21 protein-coding genes and 1 riboswitch are annotated in these 17,391 nt (G+C 64.0%); of the genes, 10 read left to right on the top strand and 11 right to left on the bottom strand.

All coding sequences use genetic code 11. The features are described from left to right. Together CB0205_RS0106850 and CB0205_RS0106845 are read left to right on the top strand one after the other, a co-directional pair. Positions 1–522, top strand: a 522-nt coding sequence (locus CB0205_RS0106850; protein WP_010315830.1) for a TIGR03943 family protein, incomplete at its 5' end; no start/stop codon positions are given. Then, positions 519–1,832, top strand: coding sequence for a hypothetical protein (locus CB0205_RS0106845; protein ID WP_010315829.1), 1,314 nt, complete (start codon positions 519–521; stop codon positions 1,830–1,832). The genes CB0205_RS0106850 and CB0205_RS0106845, both read left to right, overlap by 4 nt. Here the strand turns inward: CB0205_RS0106845 and CB0205_RS0106840 are convergent. Next, positions 1,818–2,609, bottom strand: a complete 792-nt coding sequence (locus CB0205_RS0106840; RefSeq protein WP_010315827.1) for a metal ABC transporter permease — start codon at positions 2,607–2,609, stop codon at positions 1,818–1,820. The genes CB0205_RS0106845 and CB0205_RS0106840 overlap by 15 nt on opposite strands. Positions 2,610–2,641: 32 nt before the next feature. On the opposite strand from CB0205_RS0106840, the gene CB0205_RS0106835 reads away from it, so the two are divergent. Then, the gene (locus CB0205_RS0106835; RefSeq protein ID WP_010315824.1) at positions 2,642–3,043 is read left to right on the top strand and encodes a transcriptional repressor; all 402 of its coding nucleotides are present in this window, start codon (positions 2,642–2,644) and stop codon (positions 3,041–3,043) included. Here CB0205_RS0106835 and CB0205_RS0106830 read toward each other — a convergent pair. The 3 genes from CB0205_RS0106830 to CB0205_RS0106820 form a co-directional block, all read right to left on the bottom strand. After that, entirely contained in the window at positions 3,040–3,732 is a 693-nt protein-coding gene (locus CB0205_RS0106830; protein ID WP_050778443.1) for a metal ABC transporter ATP-binding protein, read from the bottom strand. The two genes, CB0205_RS0106835 and CB0205_RS0106830, sit on opposite strands and share 4 nt — an antisense overlap. A 41-nt stretch (positions 3,733–3,773) precedes the next feature. After that, a complete protein-coding gene (locus CB0205_RS0106825; protein WP_010315820.1) occupies positions 3,774–4,679 on the bottom strand; it encodes a hypothetical protein in 906 nt (301 codons plus the stop codon). 116 nt (positions 4,680–4,795) lie between these two features. Continuing rightward, positions 4,796–5,716 carry a metal ABC transporter substrate-binding protein gene (locus tag CB0205_RS0106820; protein ID WP_071777950.1) on the bottom strand — a complete coding sequence of 307 codons (921 nt, stop codon included), beginning with the start codon at positions 5,714–5,716 and terminating at the stop codon, positions 4,796–4,798. A 109-nt stretch (positions 5,717–5,825) separates the two neighbouring features. On the opposite strand from CB0205_RS0106820, the gene CB0205_RS0106815 reads away from it, so the two are divergent. The 4 genes from CB0205_RS0106815 to CB0205_RS16310 all read left to right on the top strand — a co-directional run bounded on the left by CB0205_RS0106815 (position 5,826) and on the right by CB0205_RS16310 (position 8,482). Further along, positions 5,826–6,338, top strand: a complete 513-nt coding sequence (locus tag CB0205_RS0106815; RefSeq protein WP_010315816.1) for a hypothetical protein — start codon at positions 5,826–5,828, stop codon at positions 6,336–6,338. Positions 6,339–6,399: 61 nt separating this feature from the next. After that, positions 6,400–7,530, top strand: coding sequence for a GTP-binding protein (locus CB0205_RS0106810; protein ID WP_010315814.1), 1,131 nt, complete (start codon positions 6,400–6,402; stop codon positions 7,528–7,530). Next, positions 7,531–7,673, top strand: a riboswitch (cobalamin riboswitch). It abuts the gene before it with no gap. 27 nt (positions 7,674–7,700) lie between these two features. After that, the gene (locus CB0205_RS0106805; RefSeq protein WP_010315812.1) at positions 7,701–8,276 is read left to right on the top strand and encodes a HupE/UreJ family protein; all 576 of its coding nucleotides are present in this window, start codon (positions 7,701–7,703) and stop codon (positions 8,274–8,276) included. 65 nt (positions 8,277–8,341) lie between these two features. Beyond that, entirely contained in the window at positions 8,342–8,482 is a 141-nt protein-coding gene (locus CB0205_RS16310) for a hypothetical protein (RefSeq protein ID WP_010315811.1), read from the top strand. Here the strand turns inward: CB0205_RS16310 and CB0205_RS0106795 are convergent, their stop codons facing one another. The 5 genes from CB0205_RS0106795 to CB0205_RS0106775 are packed head-to-tail and all read right to left on the bottom strand — an operon-like array spanning position 8,483 to position 12,404. Continuing rightward, positions 8,483–8,956, bottom strand: coding sequence for a Fur family transcriptional regulator (locus CB0205_RS0106795; RefSeq protein WP_010315808.1), 474 nt, complete (start codon positions 8,954–8,956; stop codon positions 8,483–8,485). It lies immediately after the preceding gene. A gap of 21 nt (positions 8,957–8,977) precedes the next feature. Next, positions 8,978–9,916, bottom strand: coding sequence for a lysylphosphatidylglycerol synthase domain-containing protein (locus CB0205_RS0106790; protein WP_010315806.1), 939 nt, complete (start codon positions 9,914–9,916; stop codon positions 8,978–8,980). Continuing rightward, a complete protein-coding gene (gene larC / locus CB0205_RS0106785; protein WP_010315804.1) occupies positions 9,913–11,112 on the bottom strand; it encodes a nickel pincer cofactor biosynthesis protein LarC in 1,200 nt (399 codons plus the stop codon). Before larC ends, CB0205_RS0106790 begins: the two co-directional genes overlap by 4 nt. Further along, positions 11,112–11,750, bottom strand: a complete 639-nt coding sequence (locus CB0205_RS0106780; protein ID WP_029626186.1) for a hypothetical protein — start codon at positions 11,748–11,750, stop codon at positions 11,112–11,114. The genes larC and CB0205_RS0106780 overlap by 1 nt, the downstream gene beginning before the upstream one ends. 6 nt (positions 11,751–11,756) lie before the next feature. Continuing rightward, complete coding sequence (locus CB0205_RS0106775) at positions 11,757–12,404, bottom strand: hypothetical protein (RefSeq protein WP_010315801.1); 648 nt, start codon at positions 12,402–12,404, stop codon at positions 11,757–11,759. Positions 12,405–12,471: 67 nt separating this feature from the next. On the opposite strand from CB0205_RS0106775, the gene CB0205_RS0106770 reads away from it, so the two are divergent. Then, the gene (locus CB0205_RS0106770) at positions 12,472–13,308 is read left to right on the top strand and encodes a tetratricopeptide repeat protein (protein ID WP_010315800.1); all 837 of its coding nucleotides are present in this window, start codon (positions 12,472–12,474) and stop codon (positions 13,306–13,308) included. Here CB0205_RS0106770 and CB0205_RS14380 read toward each other — a convergent pair. Beyond that, entirely contained in the window at positions 13,268–13,654 is a 387-nt protein-coding gene (locus tag CB0205_RS14380; protein WP_156797842.1) for a hypothetical protein, read from the bottom strand. The two genes, CB0205_RS0106770 and CB0205_RS14380, sit on opposite strands and share 41 nt — an antisense overlap. Between CB0205_RS14380 and xth the strand changes: the two genes are divergently transcribed. Then, entirely contained in the window at positions 13,647–14,468 is an 822-nt protein-coding gene (xth, locus tag CB0205_RS0106760) for an exodeoxyribonuclease III (protein WP_010315796.1), read from the top strand. The genes CB0205_RS14380 and xth overlap by 8 nt on opposite strands. Here the strand turns inward: xth and CB0205_RS0106755 are convergent. After that, positions 14,465–15,919, bottom strand: a complete 1,455-nt coding sequence (locus CB0205_RS0106755; RefSeq protein WP_369791654.1) for an FAD-linked oxidase C-terminal domain-containing protein — start codon at positions 15,917–15,919, stop codon at positions 14,465–14,467. The genes xth and CB0205_RS0106755 overlap by 4 nt on opposite strands. 231 nt (positions 15,920–16,150) lie before the next feature. On the opposite strand from CB0205_RS0106755, the gene hemL reads away from it, so the two are divergent. Beyond that, positions 16,151–17,389, top strand: coding sequence for a glutamate-1-semialdehyde 2,1-aminomutase (gene hemL / locus CB0205_RS0106750; protein ID WP_232197257.1), 1,239 nt, complete (start codon positions 16,151–16,153; stop codon positions 17,387–17,389). Positions 17,390–17,391 lie beyond the last annotated feature (2 nt).

Here is a 17,391-nt window from a genome sequence, read left to right as displayed (position 1 = left end):
CAGCAACTGCTTCAGCCAGCCGCAACCCGTGAGTCCGTACAAACCCAATGGGCCTGGCTGTTCAGCAGTGCCATGGCCATCGCGGTTGTGTTGGCACCACCCAATCCGTCCTTCAGCGATCTCGCCGCCAGTCGCAGTGAGGCCTTGAATCCTGCGTCGGAATTGGAATTTGTCCTGCCGCCCTCGCAGCGGACCTTGACCGATTGGGTTCGACTGTTGCGCAGCCAACCGGACCCCACGCTCTACGCAGGTGATCCTGTAAACATCAGCGGCTTCGTCTACACCCCCAACGAGGGCCGCCCCCAACTCGGTCGCCTAACGGTGCGCTGCTGCCTGGCGGATGCGACTCCGATTGGCCTACCCATCCGTTGGCCGGATGGGTACACCCCAAAGAGAGACAGCTGGCTCTCGATCCGCGGCCAGATGGCCGTGGAGTCCACGGCCCCCGGATCAAGCCAGAGCATCGTGATCGCGGAACAGATCACATCAATCCCAAGGCCCCAGCAACCCCTCGAACCATGAGACAGCTGCGCTGGTTCCTGCTGGCCGGTCTGGCCTTAGCCGCACTGCAGCAACAGGTTCTGCTGCAGAGGCCGCCCCATCTGCGCAAGTTGGAATCCAGCACCGTCACCTCTGGACCGGCAGCGCTCAGCGTGGAATTCAGCAGGCCGATGGAGCGAACCAGCGTGGCCAAGGACAGCCAGCTGAAGCCGGCGCTGGCCCATCAATGGCTAGGCAGCGGCAACCTGTTGCGCCTGCTGCTCAATCCAGGACAAACCATCACAGCCCCCTTGGAGGTCGTTTTAGGGGGCGCCGATCAACGCGGCGTTGCTCTGGCTCGACAACAGTTCTGGTGGGATCCCAGGCCCTGGCTTGTGGTCGTCAGTCCAGGCCCCCAAGGGGACCAACTCGAGCTCCTTGGACGCGATGGCCAGTGGAGGCTCCTGAGCGAGGCCAAGGGCCCCATCACCTCCGTGGAACCCCTCGGCAATGGAGCAGGAATTGCCTTCAGCACCAGTGGCGGACGCACCGAGGAAACCTGGCTGCTTGAACTCAATCAACAGGCCACCTTCCAGGCCAAGCCCCAACCCCTTGCCGTGCAGGGAGTTAAGCGACTGCTTGATAGTCCACTGACATTCAGCCACTTCAGCAGCAACAGAACGGGAGATCTGTTGATTCAGTGGGGGGCACCAGGTTTTGCCCGCTCATTCACGACGTTGATCCAAGCCAATGGGCAACGCCGGCGCCTTGACCTGGACGCATCCGGAACGGCTCAACTTCTTCCTGGAGGCGGAGCGCTGATTGCGCCAGAGGCCGATGGCCTGGTGCTCAGCAACCTCCCTGGCCACCCCCCGCGCAGGCAGTTTCTGCCGGGCAGTCGCGACTTGAGCAGTGTTTGTCCCACGGGGGGCCGGGCGTTGTTGACCCGGCGGTGGCCGGACTATCGCCAATCCGTGGAACTGCTGGAGCCCGGCCAGCCACCCAAGCAGCTCTGGATTGGCTCAGATGCCGTGATGGGAACGGCATGCGAACGCAGTGGAGACCGCATCTGGCTCTTGCTGACCAACTGGGATCAAGCCACCAACAGTCAAACCCCACGCGTCCTAGTCCTGGACCGTTCTGGTGTCGTGCAAAACCAGCGCGAACTCAAGGGATGGGAATTGGAAATGCGCAGTGGCTTTGCGCTGGATCCAACCCGAGATGTTTTGTTGCTGGCCCTACGCAATCCCAAAGAGCCATTTGGGCGTGCCGCAGAGCTTCAGGCCTCAACCCTGGAGTTAAAGATCATCCCTAAACCGATCAAGCAAGCCTTTTGGCTACCGGCGCAATAGCTGCAAGGGCAGGGTCGCCATGCAGACAACCCCAATCACGGGACCCGGGGGGAGATTGATCGCAGGCTGCACTGCAACAACGAAGCCAGCACCGGAGAGCAGCAGTCCCCAAAGGGCAGAGCGCAGCAGGGCTTGCCGAAGACTCCTGGCCTTGGGCATCGCCAACAGGGCAGGCGCGGCCATCAGACTCACCACCAACACAATGCCAACGGCGCTCACCGCACTGACGACCGCCGCCGCTGCAACGAGTGTCAGCAAGAAACGCAGGGTGTTGACCCGCAAGCCAGCGGCCTGGGCGCCAACAGGATCAACCCCGAGATAGACGTACTGGCGATAGCGAAGCGCCAACAGCGTCACGATCATGGCCAAGGCCACGAGGCTTTGGATCAGCTCACGGGGACCGGCGGCCAGGAGGTCCCCAAACAGCACTGCCTCGAGATCAACCCGAATCCCCAACAAGGGAATGAGCAGAACGCCCAGGCCCAACGATCCGGCCAAGACCGAATTCAGAACGGCCTCTCTGTTGCGATCACCCTGGGGCAGGGCACTGGTCATCCGCTCGGCCAGCAAGGCAAAGAGCACCCCGCTGATCAATCCGCCGAGGCCCGGCTCAATGCCCCAAAAGAGGGCGACGGCTAGTCCAGGCAGTACCGCATGGGAAATCAGATTGACCTGAAAGAGCCGGCGCTGCACCAAGAGTGCCGTCCCCGCCAAGGGACAGAGCATGCCCACCACCAAGGCGATCGCGAAGGGTGTGAGCCACCAAGAGTCAGCCATAGGATCTGGGATTACGTCCAAGGCGGAAGCGCATGCCCTCCCAGGTTGCCGGCATCAGCGAGCGGCAGCAGCTGATCATCCAGCACCTGGAGGATGCCAACCAAGAGCTGTCGGGGCAGGACTTGCACGCGCGCCTGCGAGCCAGCAACAGTCCGATGGGTCTGGCCACGGTCTACCGGCACCTGCGCCAACTGCAACAACGGGGTCAGATCCGCTGCAGACATCTGCCCAGTGGAGAAGCTCTGTTTGCCCCGTTGGGGCGAGACGAACACCACATCACCTGCGTGGACTGCGGCACAACGGCTGTGCTCAAGCGCTGCCCTGTGCACCATGTCGACCTCGAGACGCAAGACAGCCAAGGGTTCGCCCTGCTGTTCCACACCCTGGAGTTTTTTGGCCTCTGCGAGCAGTGCCAGTCCCGTCAACGCGACTAACCACAGCAGTCGTGGCCGACTCTCAAATCACCCAGTGAGCGCCTGACCATCTCAGGAGCCCCTTGAGCGAGCAGGGCGCGATCCAACACGAGTACTTGGTCGTAGCCATCCAGGTCACTTCCCCAGTCATGACTACTGACGACGAGGGTCAAACCCGAATCACAGAGTTGACGCATCACCTGCAACAAGTTGGTGCGCGAGGGAGGGTCAATCGCCGCACAGGGCTCATCGAGAAGCAAGAGACTTGCCGGCTGCAACAACGTTCGGGCCAACAGAGCGCGTTGCTGCTGACCTCCTGAGAGTTCGTCCAATCGGCGCGAACCCAATCCAGCAAGACCAACCCGTTGCAGCACGGCCTCGACATCGCAACAACCAGGTCGACGCCCCAGAAGACGACCCAGTGCGACCAACTCCTGCACTGTGATCGGGAAGGTCCAATCGATGGCGCCACGCTGGGGCATCAAAGCGATTTGATGTCGAGCCAGCGCCGGTGTGAGCGGGGAACCCGACAGCTCCATGACACCGGAAGTCACCGGCAACTGGCCTTCCAGGGCATGGAGCAAGGTGCTTTTGCCCGCACCATTCGGCCCCACCAAGGCGGTTAACGAACCGGGCTTGATATGGAAGGAAACATCCTCAAGGACCAGTTGAGGACCGCGATGCACACACAGGTTTTGAACGCGAAGCACAGCGGTCCAACCTCTTGAGATCAACCTATCTGGACTTCCCCCTAAAAGCGAAGAGTGACGCCAGTCCCGACGTGATGCTGGAATCCAACACCCCAGCCTTCACCGGCCTGGGAGCTATAGACGGCCTCCCAGTGGGCAAAAGCGACAACGTTCTCGCTGATGGGATATTCGAATTCAATCTCACCACCCCAATCCGTACGCTGCGGAAGATTCGCGTAACGACCAGGGGTATAAAAGCGTGGACCGCCTGAGAGGGTCACATTGAGCTGGTCATAGTTAAAACCGAATCCCGCCCAGGTGTCGGTGTAATTACCGAGATAAGTCCCGTCGCTGTCCCAGCCCGAGTGATTGCTGGCCGAGACAAAAAGGCCATCGACAACGTTCTCCAGACCATCGCCCAAGGCGAAATTGACATCACCATCGCCAAAGGCATAAATCGCGCCTGCCTGCAACTCATTACGCAAGCCCAGCTGATCGTCATCTTGCGTCCGCGTGATGTAGTACGGCTTCCAAGTGGCCTGGATACTTAGGTTTTGATTGGGCTGATAGCGAGCAGAGAGGTAACCCTTGATATCCGTACGCCTCCAGGGGCTGGCCGATGTCACGACCTCTTCTGAATGGCCTTCTTCGGCATGGCCCTCATCGTGATGCTCATCCTCTTCGTGCACCTCTTCAGGCCCATGGACATGGACTTGCCCGTAGAAGTGCTCGGCCTCACCCCAGACCAGTGCAGGTCCAATGGCCGCCTCGATCGCAAAGCTGCCCTCGTTACTGAGCCCCCACTCAAGAACCGCCCCAAAGAGACCATCGATGGCGTAATGCCTGGGTTGCCCCTGAATGTTGTTCTCCAGCCCGCCATGGCCTTCGATGGTGATCACCGGAGAGGCCTTGTATTCACCTGGCTTGAGCTCTTCACCCCCCGGTCCACCGTGCGCCAGAGCCGGCATCGACAGAGCCAGGGCGCAACCTGTCGCCCATGACAAACGCTTAAAACAAGCCACGGCCGAAGAGACAACCATTGAATTGAACGATTTGGATTAAAAGGAGGGCCTGGAGTGAAGAACTAGATCGCCTTCCAGCGTGACGCGATCCGGTCTCCAGATGAACGGTCACAACGACCTCCCTGAGCATTCACGAAGGTGCACACATTGGACACAAAGGTGGCCACATAACTCTTTCCCTTTGCCACGCCATCGACAACAAGCGGCTGCCCATAAACAGGCAAACCCGAGGTCTTGCTGATGCGGCGCAATGTTTTCGAGGTTGCTTTCGATTCTGAAAACAAAACCTTGGTCCCCGACGCTTGCGCAGCCTGAGAAATCTCTCGAAGGCTGCTGGGACGCAGCGGACCACCGGATGCGAATGACCGCATCAACGGCACATAACGAATTTGATAACGCCTGGCCAACGACGAGAGCGCGTCATGCTCCGTCAGGACAACGCGATGAGCCTTAGGGACTGTCGCGCACTGGGCCGCAGCCCAACGGTCTAATTGGGTCAAGACGGAATCAACACGCGCGACGCGCGCATCAATGGAGCCCCGCGCCGAGGGAGCAACGTCACTCTTGAGCTGCCGAGAGACCACCTTGGCCATCGCCGCAGCCTGAAGAGGGTTGTGCCAGACATGCGGATCGCGACCAGGACTGGACGGCACGGCGACTTCCGCCACCTTGACCGTCCGCTTCAGCCGGCCAAGGCGCTCCAGCGCCGGACTCAGCCGGTAGCCATTCAGGAAGACCACCGAAGCCGACTGGATGGATGCGCGATCCCGGGCACTGAGTCGGTAGTCATGGGGGTCCGCGCCGTCCGGGACCAGACAGGCCACCGCAACGGTGGGACCGGCCACGGTGCGGACGAGGTCGCAAAGAATCCCGTTCGCCGCGACCACGGGCTGCGCAGCGGCGGCCGACCCAGCACCCATCACAGCCAAGCCGGCCGCCACGAGCCCGCCACCAAAGAGCAGAGAACAGCGAACCAAAGCCACTGAGCAACCAAGGGAATGATAACAGTTCTCACTCTCAATGCCAGCATGGGTCGTTGCCAGGCCGCGATCCGATCACCAGGCTGTGGATGGGACTGTCTTTGCCTTATTGATGCGATTCCTCAAACGTTCTGGTGCCCATGCCGGATTGATCGCTGCAGGCCTCCTTGCCCTCGCCGCCTGCCAATCACCCAGCGCAGACCCAACGGCAATGAGCGGCCCACAAAAAGAGGTCTATGCCTACAACGAGGGTGCCATCACAGCCCTGGAAGGCCATCTCCTGGCCGCGATCGAGCTCTCTCCGGATCGCTTTGATCCTGAAGATGACCACGACCATGAGGCCCTGATCAAACAGACCCGGGCGACCGCCACGAGCTACACCGACGCTCTGCAGAGCATTCAGGCCGATCTCAAGGATGGCCCCTGCAAAAGCGCCCAAGCGGCCTACCTCAAGCTCGAGCAACAGGAGCTCGGCGTGATTAACGCGATGCTCGATGCCCTCTCCGATGGCGATGGCGCTGAAGCCAAGGCTGCCGCCAAGACCTACAAGGACCTCACGAGCTCAGCCGAAAGCCAAACCATCGACCAGGCCTATCTGAAGGCCTGTGGCTTGAGCAGCGTCTAAAGCTGCAGGCCACGTCCCAGACTGAGGGGATCGATCCCAGCCGCAGCAAGCCGCCTTCACCATGAGCAGCAGCCTGATGGAACAGGCCCCTAGCGGGCTTCCCGTGACCATCCTCACGGGCTTCCTTGGCGCAGGAAAAACCACGCTGCTCAACCACATCCTCAGCAACCAGCAGGGCGTCAAAACCGCTGTGCTGGTCAACGAGTTTGGAGAAATCGGCATCGACAACGACCTGATCATCGCGACTGGCGAGGACATGGTCGAACTCAGCAATGGCTGCATCTGCTGCTCCATCAATGGAGAGCTGCTGGACGCCGTCTACCGGATCCTCGATCGCCCAGATCCGGTCGACTATCTGGTGGTGGAGACCACTGGACTGGCTGACCCGCTGCCGGTGGCCATGACCTTCCTCGGCAGCGATCTACGGGATCAGACCCGGCTCGACTCGATCATCACCCTGGTCGATGCTGAGAACTTCAGCGACGAGATCCTCGATGGGGAGGTGGCCCGGGCCCAGGTGGTCTATGGGGACATCCTTCTGCTGAACAAGTGCGACCTCGTGAGCGAGGAGCGCCTCACTGCGGTGGAAGACAAGCTGCGGGAGATCAAAACCGATGCGCGGATCCTGCGCTCGGTCAAAGGGGAGGTCAATCTGCCGCTGCTGCTCAGCGTGGGCCTCTTCGAAAGCGACAAGGTGGCTGCGCAGCAAAACCACGACGACTGCGACCACGACCACGGTCACTGCGTCCATGAGCACGACCACGATCATTCCCACGACCACCAGGACCACAGCAACTGCGAGCACGACCACGGTCATTCACACGATCACAGTCACGACCACGGGCACTCCCACGACCATTCCCACGCGGATCACCTCGCCATCGAGGGATTCACCTCCCTCTCCTTCAATGCCGAGGGGCCCTTTTCCCTGCGGAAGTTTCAGAACTTCCTCGACAACCAGCTGCCTGCGGGTGTCTTCCGCGCCAAGGGAATCCTCTGGTTCAACGAGAGCAGCAAGCGCCACGTCTTCCACCTGGCCGGCAAGCGTTTTTCCATCGACGACAGCGAGTGGAGCAAGCCCAGCGACCGCAAAAACCAATTGGTCGTGATCGGCAAAAACCTCGACCACGCCAAGATCCGCAAGCAACTTCAGGCCTGCGTCGCCAAAGATGCCGGCAAGGGCTTCTCCTGAAGCGATAATCCGAACAGCGGTTTCCTGGACCCAGCCCAGGAAGGCAACGAGGAAAGTCCGGTGCGATTCCGGCACTGTCCCGCAGCTGTGATGGGAGCGCCCGCTCCTCAGTCAGAACGCTCGCCGCCCTCACCCCCCCAACCTCAGCACCGGCGCGGACCGGATCTGCCATGAACTCGAAACTGACCCGATCGCTGCTGAGCAGCACTGCAGCTGGACTGGGACTGAGCCTGCTCTCCATGCTCCCGGCCGGTGCCCATGGCAGCGCCGACCATGGCGTCATGGGTGGCGCCCTTCACCCCCTGCTCGGACTGGATCACCTGCTGATGCTGGTGACCGTCGGTCTCTGTGTTGCCCAGGCCGGGCGTCCGTTGCTGACCACTGCCGTTGCTGGCGCGCTGCTGGGTTCGATCGTTGGCAGCTTTGGCGGGCAACTGCCCGGGGCTGAAGTGCTTGCAGCACTGGCGATCTCGGCTGTTGCTGCCGTGCTTGTTCTGGTGCTGCGCGGTCACTGCGGTCGTTCGATCCTGGCCCTCGCCGTTGGCGGGGCCGTCGCCCTGCACGCCATGCTCCATGGCCTGGAGTCCAGTGGCAGCTCCTTCTGGTGGATTGGCGCCCTGCTGAGCTCCGCTGCGGTGGTGGGCGGCAGCGCCTGGCTGAGTCAGCGGTTTGACCGCAAGCTGGCCAGCCTCGGGGCCGGGCTGCTGGTTCTGGCGGGCGGCCTGCTGGCGATTGCACCCCTCTGAGCTGCAGCATCCGCGACAGCAGAAGCGAAAAACGCCGTTATGGTGTGTCGAACCGCATCCCCCGGATGGCCGAGTTCACTGCACTCACAACGGTTCTGGGGCTCGTCGGTCTGATTTTCTGGCTCGCCACCGACTCGGACGATGACAACGGCGGCGGCGGTTTGATGCAACCGTCGCTCGTGCCGGTCCGGGTCAACCGCCGCTGATCAAACCTCGTCCTCCTGCTGGGAACAAGCGGGACAAAGCGCCCGCACGTTCAAGACGCAGTTGAGCAGCTGAAAGCCATGTAGAGCCGCGGCTTCACCGCCGGCCTGAAGCACCGCTTCACTTTCAAACTCCTCGGTGTGTCCGCAGCGGGCACAGACCAAGTGGTGGTGGTCCCGGTGCGCCTCATCACTGGCCAGCTCAAAGCGCCGGCCCCCTTCGGGCAGCTCCAACTCGCAGAGCAGCTCCATCGAGCTCAGTAGCCGCAAGGTGCGATACACCGTGGCCAGGGAGACCCGCTCTTCCGCCTTCAGCAGGCGCTGATGCACCTCCTCAGCACTGAGATGACTTCCCTCGCCCAGGCGCTCAAACAGGGCCAAGACCCGTTGCCGCTGGGGCGTCAGACGCTGTCCGCGGTCATGCAGCGAGCTGCGTAAGGCATCGGCCTGCACCGGGGAGACGGGACCAGCGGGCAAGACGCTCTCTCAGGGCACTTCTCAACAATACCCACTGTTGCGAAGCGCCGCCAGGTCCCGGCGGGCAGCGGCGGCCATCAGACAATCCGCCAGGGACACCACGAGCCTGTAGCTCAGGGCCACCGCCAGCAGGGGGGCCTCGGGGACCGACACCGCCAGGCGCAGCACGAGCACCGCCTCAAATACCCCCAGCCCCCCAGGGGCAGCAGGCACCACCAGCCCAGCCGTCCAGGCCAGGGCGAACCCGGACAACCAGCCCCACCAGCTCAGTTGAACGCTCAGGTCAAAGGCTTGAACGCAGCAGGCGAAGCCTCCAAAGCGGCAGAGAACAAAGACCAACTCCGCCAGCAGGGGCAGCCAGGGATAGCCCGGCAAGCGCAGGCTCCCTGGGGTCAGGCCGGCGGGATCAACCTCCAGGGCTTGGGCGCGGCGGCGCTCCAGACCCTCCAGCAGAGGGTTTAACCAACGCGGCACCAGGGCCAGCAGAGGCAGCAGGCCCAACAGCCCGAGCCCTCCCCCCAGGGCCACCAGGGCCAAGGCCGCCGCCGCCATCAAGAGCGGATCCAGCAGGACGGTCCCCAGGGCCTGCCGACCACTCAGGGGTTGGCGGCAGGGTCGACCAGCGCGCAGGGCCCGAACCCGCGTGACCAGGTGCCACACCCCACCTGGCAGGTACTTGCGCAGATTCGACTCGAGGAAGAGCAGCAGCACAGGCGTCCAGCGCGGTGCCGCTCCGAACCAGCGCAGGACCACTCCCCACGCCAAGCCATTGACCACCAGGCTCAAGGCACTCAGCCCGAGGCCCAAGGCGAGCCAGAGCCAGGACTGACGATCCAGGCTGAGCTGCAAGAGCTGGCTGCCATGGGAGACCACAGCCGTCAGAACAAAAGCAAAGCTCGCCGCACTCACCCAAAGCCGGGCGCCCCCAGGCAGAGAGAGCCCCCTCAGCCGCTGGATCACGGCTGCTCCTCCAGCCAGCGGAGCAGCTCTGCGCGCAGCTGATCCAGGGGCAGCTGCCGCTGCTGCGCCAAGGGAATCAAGTCCTCCAGTTCCGGCTTGCAGAGCGCGCTGCCATCGGGGCGGATGGAGCGCTTGAAGCGCACGGGCCCCCAGGGCGTCTGCCGCTGCTCGATCTGCCGAGGCAGGGCCCAGCGCTGCTGCTGCTGCTCACGCACCCCCAGGCTGCTGCCATAGCGCCACCAGATCGCCCGCAGGGCCTCCGCCTGCTCCGGCCAGGCCAATGCTGTGATCAAGCTGCCCGCGCGTCCCTTCTTCATCACGACCGGCTGGGCAAAGACCTCCAACGCCCCGGCCTCCCGCAGGGCCTCCTGGAGGAAGGCCACATCCTCCGGGGTGGCATCGTCGATCTGGGCCTGCTGCTGCACAACGGTCTGCAACTCGGGCGCCCTGCCAGCGGGGACATCCGCCTCAGCCAGGAGCAGGCGCAACTGATTCGGGCGATCCAACTCGCGCGTGCCCAGCCCGATCCCCAGCCGGCTCGGACGCAGGGACGGCGCCGGCGCGAAGCACTCTGCCCAGGCCACCATCAGGGCCAATCCCGTCGGCGTCGTCAATTCCGCTCCAGGAAAGCCCGCACTCGTGGCGAGCGGAACCCCATGGCGCGTGGCCAGCTCCAGCACCGCGGGCACCGGCACCGGCAGCAGGCCGTGGGCACTCTTGACCTGGCCATGGCCAGCGGGGGGAGGACTGCAGATCAGGCGCTCAACACCGAAGTGCTGCAAGCCAGCGCAGACGCCGACCACATCCACCAGGGCATCCAGGGCCCCCACCTCATGGAAATGCACCTGCTCGGGCGGGTGGCCATGGACCGCGCCTTCCGCCTCCGCCAGCACCCCAAAGACCCTCAACACCGACTCACGGAGTGCCGGCGGCCAATCGGCTGCCTGAATCTGCTCTTTGAGGCTCGCCCAGTGACGATGGGGGGGCTGCCGCTCCAGCAGCTCCACCTCCAGATGCAAGCCACGCAATCCTGCGCTGCGGCGCTCCTCCAGCTGCAGGCGATAGAGCCCAGCCAAACCCAAGGCCGCCAGGGGTTGGTGGACGACCTCCTCAGGCAGTCCGCAGTCAAACAGGGCCGCCAGGAGCATGTTCCCGGCCAATCCCGTCGGGCAATCCACCACCGCCAGGGATCCCATCAGGCCTCCTGCAGAAGCTGCTCCGCGCTGGCCTGAAGCTGCTCGCGGTGCTGCTCCAGCCACTGCTGCACCTCGCGGCGGGCGCGACGCTGCTCGTTTTGGGCCGTCATCACATCGTGTCCGGAGAGGCCCCAGAGCCGTCCCAGCAGAGCCCGGTCATCGGCACCGCCGCGGGAGCCGCCGTACTCGACCACCTCCGCCACCATCCCGGCCAGAAGCACCCGGCTCCAACGCCGCAGATCCTCCAGCGGCATCTTCACCTGGGCGGGAGGTTCCAATTCGGTGCTGCCGTTCACGCGCAAACCATGGCGCAAACAGGCGCGGCTGCCCACAAGAACCTGCTTCACCGGCAACTGGTTCTCTGCGGCCAGCAGCAGGTGTCCGGCCTCATGCACAGCAATCCGCCTCAGCCGAGAGCGACCCAAACCAAAGGGCAGGGCCTCTGCCAGTAGATGCCCCCCCAGGCCACCAAAACGAGCCGCATCAAGCGTCAGGGCCGTGAGTGCCCCACCGGCCGCTCCGGCAATCAGCCAGGGGGAGAGGCCCAGCACAGGGCCCACAACGGAGACAACACTGATACCCGCGACAGCAACACCGGCCCGCAAGGCCGCCGTTGATCCCTGATCGGAGCTGGCCAGACGCACCTAGCGGCGAGCACCGCGGGGACCGCCGCGACCGCGACCGGCCCGTTGCGGCACAGGAGCAATGACTTCGTGGTTCTCAACCTGCAGGGTTTGACCCTCGCGGCGTAGATCCAATGAAACGAAGTGGCGCAGATGGGCGGGATCCACCTGGCCCTTCAGCTGGAGTTTGAACGGGGTTGGGCGGCGACCGTCAGGCCGGGGCTGCTGGCGAATCTTGACGACCAGATCACCGTCCTCTGGACGGGTGTAGATCAGCTCGCCGCGCACGGAGAAATAGCCGTCGCCTTCGGGCAGGTCATCCCCCTCATCGGCACTCTCCTCGGGGGAGAGGGTGCTGGGTTCCCAGACCCCCACCAGCTGGAGATGGAGCTGATCAGGATCGCGGAAACGGGGATAGGCCACCCAGAGGTGGGGCTTGCTCAGGTCCAAGTGACGGCGCATCAGCGTCAGCACGCGTCCAAGGACAACGGCATCAATCTCTGAGCCGTCCTCGGTCTGGATCACTCCACGGGTGAGCTGATCTGCATCAGCCGGCACGTAAGTCCCCCGCACCACGCCGATGGCGCGGTACTGCATCGGTTCTGTGACCGGGGAAATGGGGTGTTGACGCATCGTGGCTGAAACCCTCTGGGCGCTCGTGAAATCCATCGCCCGCTGGACAATGTACCGAGCTTGCAAAAAGGGCCCAGACTGAGGCCCACTTGCAGGTTCCTCGATGCCGGCACGCGGCCGCACCAACCAGCGCGATGGCGTGCTCATCGCCCTGGTGGCATCGGGGCTGGTGACGGTGTCACTCACCGGCGGCTGGCTGCTGGGTCAGCACCAAGCCCTCAAAGCCCAGGGCAGCCCCGAGGGCAGCAATGAGCGCCAAATTGCCCTGCTGCAAGCCCGCCTCGGCGACGGATCCGCCAGCAACGCTGATCAGCAACGGCTCATCGATCTCTTGATCCAGCAAGGTCAATCCCAGGAGGCCAGCCTCGTGCTGGAGCGCCTGGCCGATCAGCAGCCGCAAAACTGGCAGCTGCGTCTGCTGCTGGCGGAGCTCCGCCGCACCAACAACGACCGCTCGGGGGCTGAGCGGGAGTTACGCCAGATCCTCAACCTCAAGCCCGATCGGATTGAAGCGCTGCAACTGCTCACCCTGATCCAACTGGAGCAGGGGCGCGGCGCTGAAGCAGAGGCCCAGCTCAAGACCCTGCTGGAGGCCAGCAGTAAACCCACCCCCCAACCACAAAAGCTGGGGCTTGGCCTGCTGCTGGGTGATCTGCGCCAGCGGCAAGGGAAGAGCGCGGACGCCTTAGCCCTCTATGGACAGCTCGCCAAAGATTTCCCGCGAGACCCCAGACCTCTTCTTGCCATTGCCTTGCTGAAACAAGACCAAGGCGACCTCGCGGGAGCTGGTCAGGCCCTGGCGGACGCCCAGGCCAGGCAACCGGAAAAGAAAGACCCACGCCTGGATCGTGTCGCCGCCAGCTGGGGACTCGACAGCCTCAGGGAGAACAAAAAGAGCGCTAAGGAGCCGTCACCAGCGGAGAAGAAGCCCCAGAGCTAGGGGGAGCCGCCTGGCTGTCGAGCTGACGCAGTGCCGCGTCAATGGCGTCGCCAGGGTCGGTGGCGTCATCCATCGCCGAGCTGCGCCGCAGCTTGTTCATCAGGTCGATCGGATTCGTGCTGTCCAGCAGCGACCCGCCCTTTCGACTGGTGCCACCGGGGCCCTGATCAAAAACGCTCGGCTCGGGAGCAAGGTTCGTGTTGCCGGACTGGGCGCGAGCCGCGAGGGGCAGCACTGCGGCGGCCGCGATCAAGGCCGCGGTGAGTCCCCGGTACATGGCACTTCGATCGAACAGCTTGGCGGGAATGCTAGGAGCAGCCCCAAGCCACCTCCCATCGATGCGCATCGCCAGCTGGAACGTCAATTCCGTGCGGACCCGCCTGGATCAAGTGTTGGCCTGGCTGCAGACCCATGAACCGGATGTGCTCTGCCTGCAGGAGACCAAGGTCAGCGACGACCTGTTCCCGCTGCAGGCCTTTGAGCAGATCGGCTACCACTGCGCCATCAGCGGACAGAAGGCCTACAACGGCGTCGCCCTGATCAGCCGAGAGCCGCTGGAGGACGTCCAGGTGGGCTTCGACGCCCTGCTCCCGGACGCGGGGCCGCTCAGCGAACAAAAACGGGTGATCAGCGGAATGCTCGATGGGGTGAGGATCCTGAACCTCTACGTCCCCAATGGCAGCTCCCTGAAGAGCGAGAAATACCATTACAAGCTTGAGTGGCTGGCCTGCCTGCAGCGCTACCTGGCGGTGCAGGAGGAGCAAGGGGATCCGCTCTGCATGGTGGGGGACTTCAACATCGGTTTGGAGGACCGGGATCTACCGGACCCGCAACGCCTCAGCGGCACGATCATGGCCAGCGATCCAGAGCGCTCAGCCCTGCGCGCCGCCCTCGCCGATCGCCTCACGGATGTCTTTCGTGTCTTTGAACCGGGCAGTGGGCACTGGAGCTGGTGGGACTACCGCAGCGGGGCCTGGGACCGGGACCTGGGCTGGCGCATCGACCACATCTATCTCTCAGAGGAGCTCCTGGGCTGCGCCACCGGCTGCGTCATCGACAAACAGCCCCGCGGCAATGTCCAACCCAGTGACCATGCCCCGGTGGTGGTGAACCTGGCCTGGCCGCCGGAAGAGGACGAAGACGAGGACAGCTGGCCCTAGTAGAGCTCGACCCCCTCGGGTAGGCGCTGGCCCTCCTCCTTCAGCTCCACCCAGCGACGGGCCGATTCTCCGCAGCTCTTCGGGGTGGGGAAGATCTTGCCGGGGTTGGCCAGGCCGTCTGGATCAAAGGCCCGCCGCACCAGTTGCATCGTCTCGAGGTCATCGGGACTGAACATCCAGTCCATGTAGCAGCGCTTGTCGCTGCCCACCCCGTGTTCACCACTGATGCTGCCGCCAGCATCGAGGCAGAGCTTCAAGATGGCTGCCCCCAAGGCCGTGACCCGCTCGTTCACGCCGGGCTCATCGGCGCGATAGAGGATCAAGGGGTGGAGGTTGCCATCACCGGCGTGGAAGACGTTGGCCACCGCCAGACCGTGCTCCTCGCTCAGTCGCTCAATCGCCGCCAAAACCCGCGGCAGGGCCGTCCGCGGCACCACCCCGTCCTGCAGGTAGTAGTTGGGGAATTGGCGGCCCAGGGCTGAAATCGCACTCTTGCGGCCCTTCCAAAGGCGATCGCGCTCTTCCTGACTCCAGGCCTCACGGACCCCACCGGCTCCGGCCTCCCGGCAGAGCTCCGCGGCCATCTGCACTGACTCCTGGACCTCCAGGGGGTGCCCGTCGAGTTCCACCAACAGAACAGCTGCGGCCTCGCGGGGGTACTCATCAACGCCGAAGAAGTCATTGACCGCATGGATGCAGCGGCGATCCATGATTTCCATGCCCGCCGGCAGGACCCCAGCGGCGGTCACCAGACGCACGGCCTCGCCCGCCGCCTCCATCGAGGCGAAGTCCGCCAAGAGCACCGCCACGCAGGCCGGTTGCCGCAACAGGCGCAGGGTGATGGCCGTTGCAATCCCCAGGGTTCCCTCACTACCGATGAACACCCCACGCAGGTCCAGCTCGGGGGGCTCCGCCATGCCCGAACCCAGGGTCGTCACGCTGCCATCGGGCAGGACCACCTCCATCGAAAGGACGTGGTTGCTCGTCACGCCGTACTTCAGGCAGTGCACCCCTCCGGAGTTCTCCGCCACGTTCCCGCCGATGCTGCAGGCCACCTGGCTGGAGGGATCGGGGGCGTAATAGAAGCCATCGCCGGCGACCGCCCGCGTCACCCAGCTGTTGATCACCCCGGGCTCCACGGTGATGCGCTCATTGGGGAGATCAATGGCGATCACCCGGCGCATGCGGCTGGTGGCGATGACCAGCGCGGGTTGCTCCGCCAAGGCCCCGCCCGAGAGGCCCGTGCCGCTGCCTCGGGCGATGAACGGAACCTGAAGCTCGTTGCAAAGGCGCACCACCGCCGCCACCTCAGCGGTGGTCTCCGGCAAAACCACCAAGGGCGGTTGATGGCGATGCAGCGTCAAACCATCGCAGTCGTAGGCCAGCAACTCCTGACGCTTGGCCACCACCGAGCGCGCCGGCAGCAGGGCCTTCAATCGGCGCTCAACCAAGCCCCAGTCTGGATTCACAGCGATTGTGGGGACGCCCAACGACCTTAACGAGCTGGCACGGTCTCGACCGCTTGGGCGGTGATTGCGTAAGGATGGGCGACGCTTAAGGCCCATTTGGGGTCTCGAGCCCCAACCCAGTCTGCGGATTCCGTTTTGACCTCGGCTCCTGTCTCGGCACCTGTGCACAACACCACCCGTTCCCAGGAACTCTTCAGTGCCGCCCAGAAGCTGATGCCCGGCGGCGTCAGTTCACCCGTGCGCGCGTTCCGTTCGGTGGGCGGCCAGCCGATCGTCTTTGACCGCGTCAAAGGGGCCTATGCCTGGGACGTCGATGGCAACCGCTACATCGACTACATCGGCAGCTGGGGCCCTGCCATCTGCGGCCATGCCCACCCTGAGGTGATCAGCGCGCTGCACGACGCCCTGGAGAAAGGCACGAGCTTCGGCGCCCCCTGCGCCCTCGAGAACCAGCTGGCCGAGATGGTGATCGATGCCGTCCCCTCCGTGGAGATGGTGCGCTTCGTCAACAGCGGCACCGAGGCCTGCATGTCGGTGCTGCGCCTGATGCGCGCCTTCACCGGCCGCGAAAAGATCATCAAGTTCGAAGGCTGCTACCACGGCCACGCGGACATGTTCCTGGTGAAGGCCGGCTCCGGTGTGGCCACCCTGGGCCTGCCCGATTCCCCTGGCGTGCCGCGCACCACCGCCGCCAGCACCCTCACCGCTCCTTACAACGACCTGGAAGCGGTCAAGCAACTCTTTGCTGAGAACCCCGGTGAGATCGCCGGTGTGATCCTCGAGCCGATCGTCGGCAACGCGGGCTTCATCACCCCCGAGCCCGGCTTCCTCGAGGGCATTCGTGAGCTGACCAAGGAGAACGGCGCCCTGCTGGTCTTCGATGAAGTGATGACCGGCTTCCGCATCAGCTACGGCGGTGCCCAGGCCAAGTTCGGCGTCACCCCTGACCTGACCACCATGGGCAAGGTCATTGGCGGCGGACTGCCCGTGGGTGCCTACGGCGGCCGCGCCGACATCATGAGCATGGTGGCCCCCGCCGGCCCGATGTATCAGGCCGGCACCCTCAGCGGAAACCCCCTGGCCATGACCGCTGGCATCAAGACCCTGGAGTTGCTGAAGCAACCCGGCAGCTACGAGCGCCTTGAAGCGATGACCAGCCGCCTGATCGCCGGAATCATGGATGGCGCCCGCAGCGCGGGTCTGCCCATCACCGGTGGTTCGGTGAGCGCCATGTTCGGCTTCTTCCTCTGCGAGGGTCCGGTGCGCAACTTCGAAGAGGCCAAAGCCGCCGATGCGGAGCGCTTCGGCAAGGTGCACCGCGCCATGCTCGAGCGCGGCATCTACCTGGCCCCCAGCGCCTTTGAGGCGGGCTTCACCTCCTTGGCCCACTCCGACGAAGACATCGACACCACCATCGCGGCCTTCCGCGAGTGCTTCGCCGCGGTGGCCTGACG

Origin of the sequence: Synechococcus sp. CB0205, from assembly GCF_000179255.1 — a bacterium.
Taxonomy (GTDB): domain Bacteria; phylum Cyanobacteriota; class Cyanobacteriia; order PCC-6307; family Cyanobiaceae; genus Vulcanococcus.
The sequence above is the reverse complement of the archived record's forward strand: the minus strand, read 5'-3'. Positions and strand labels throughout refer to the sequence as shown.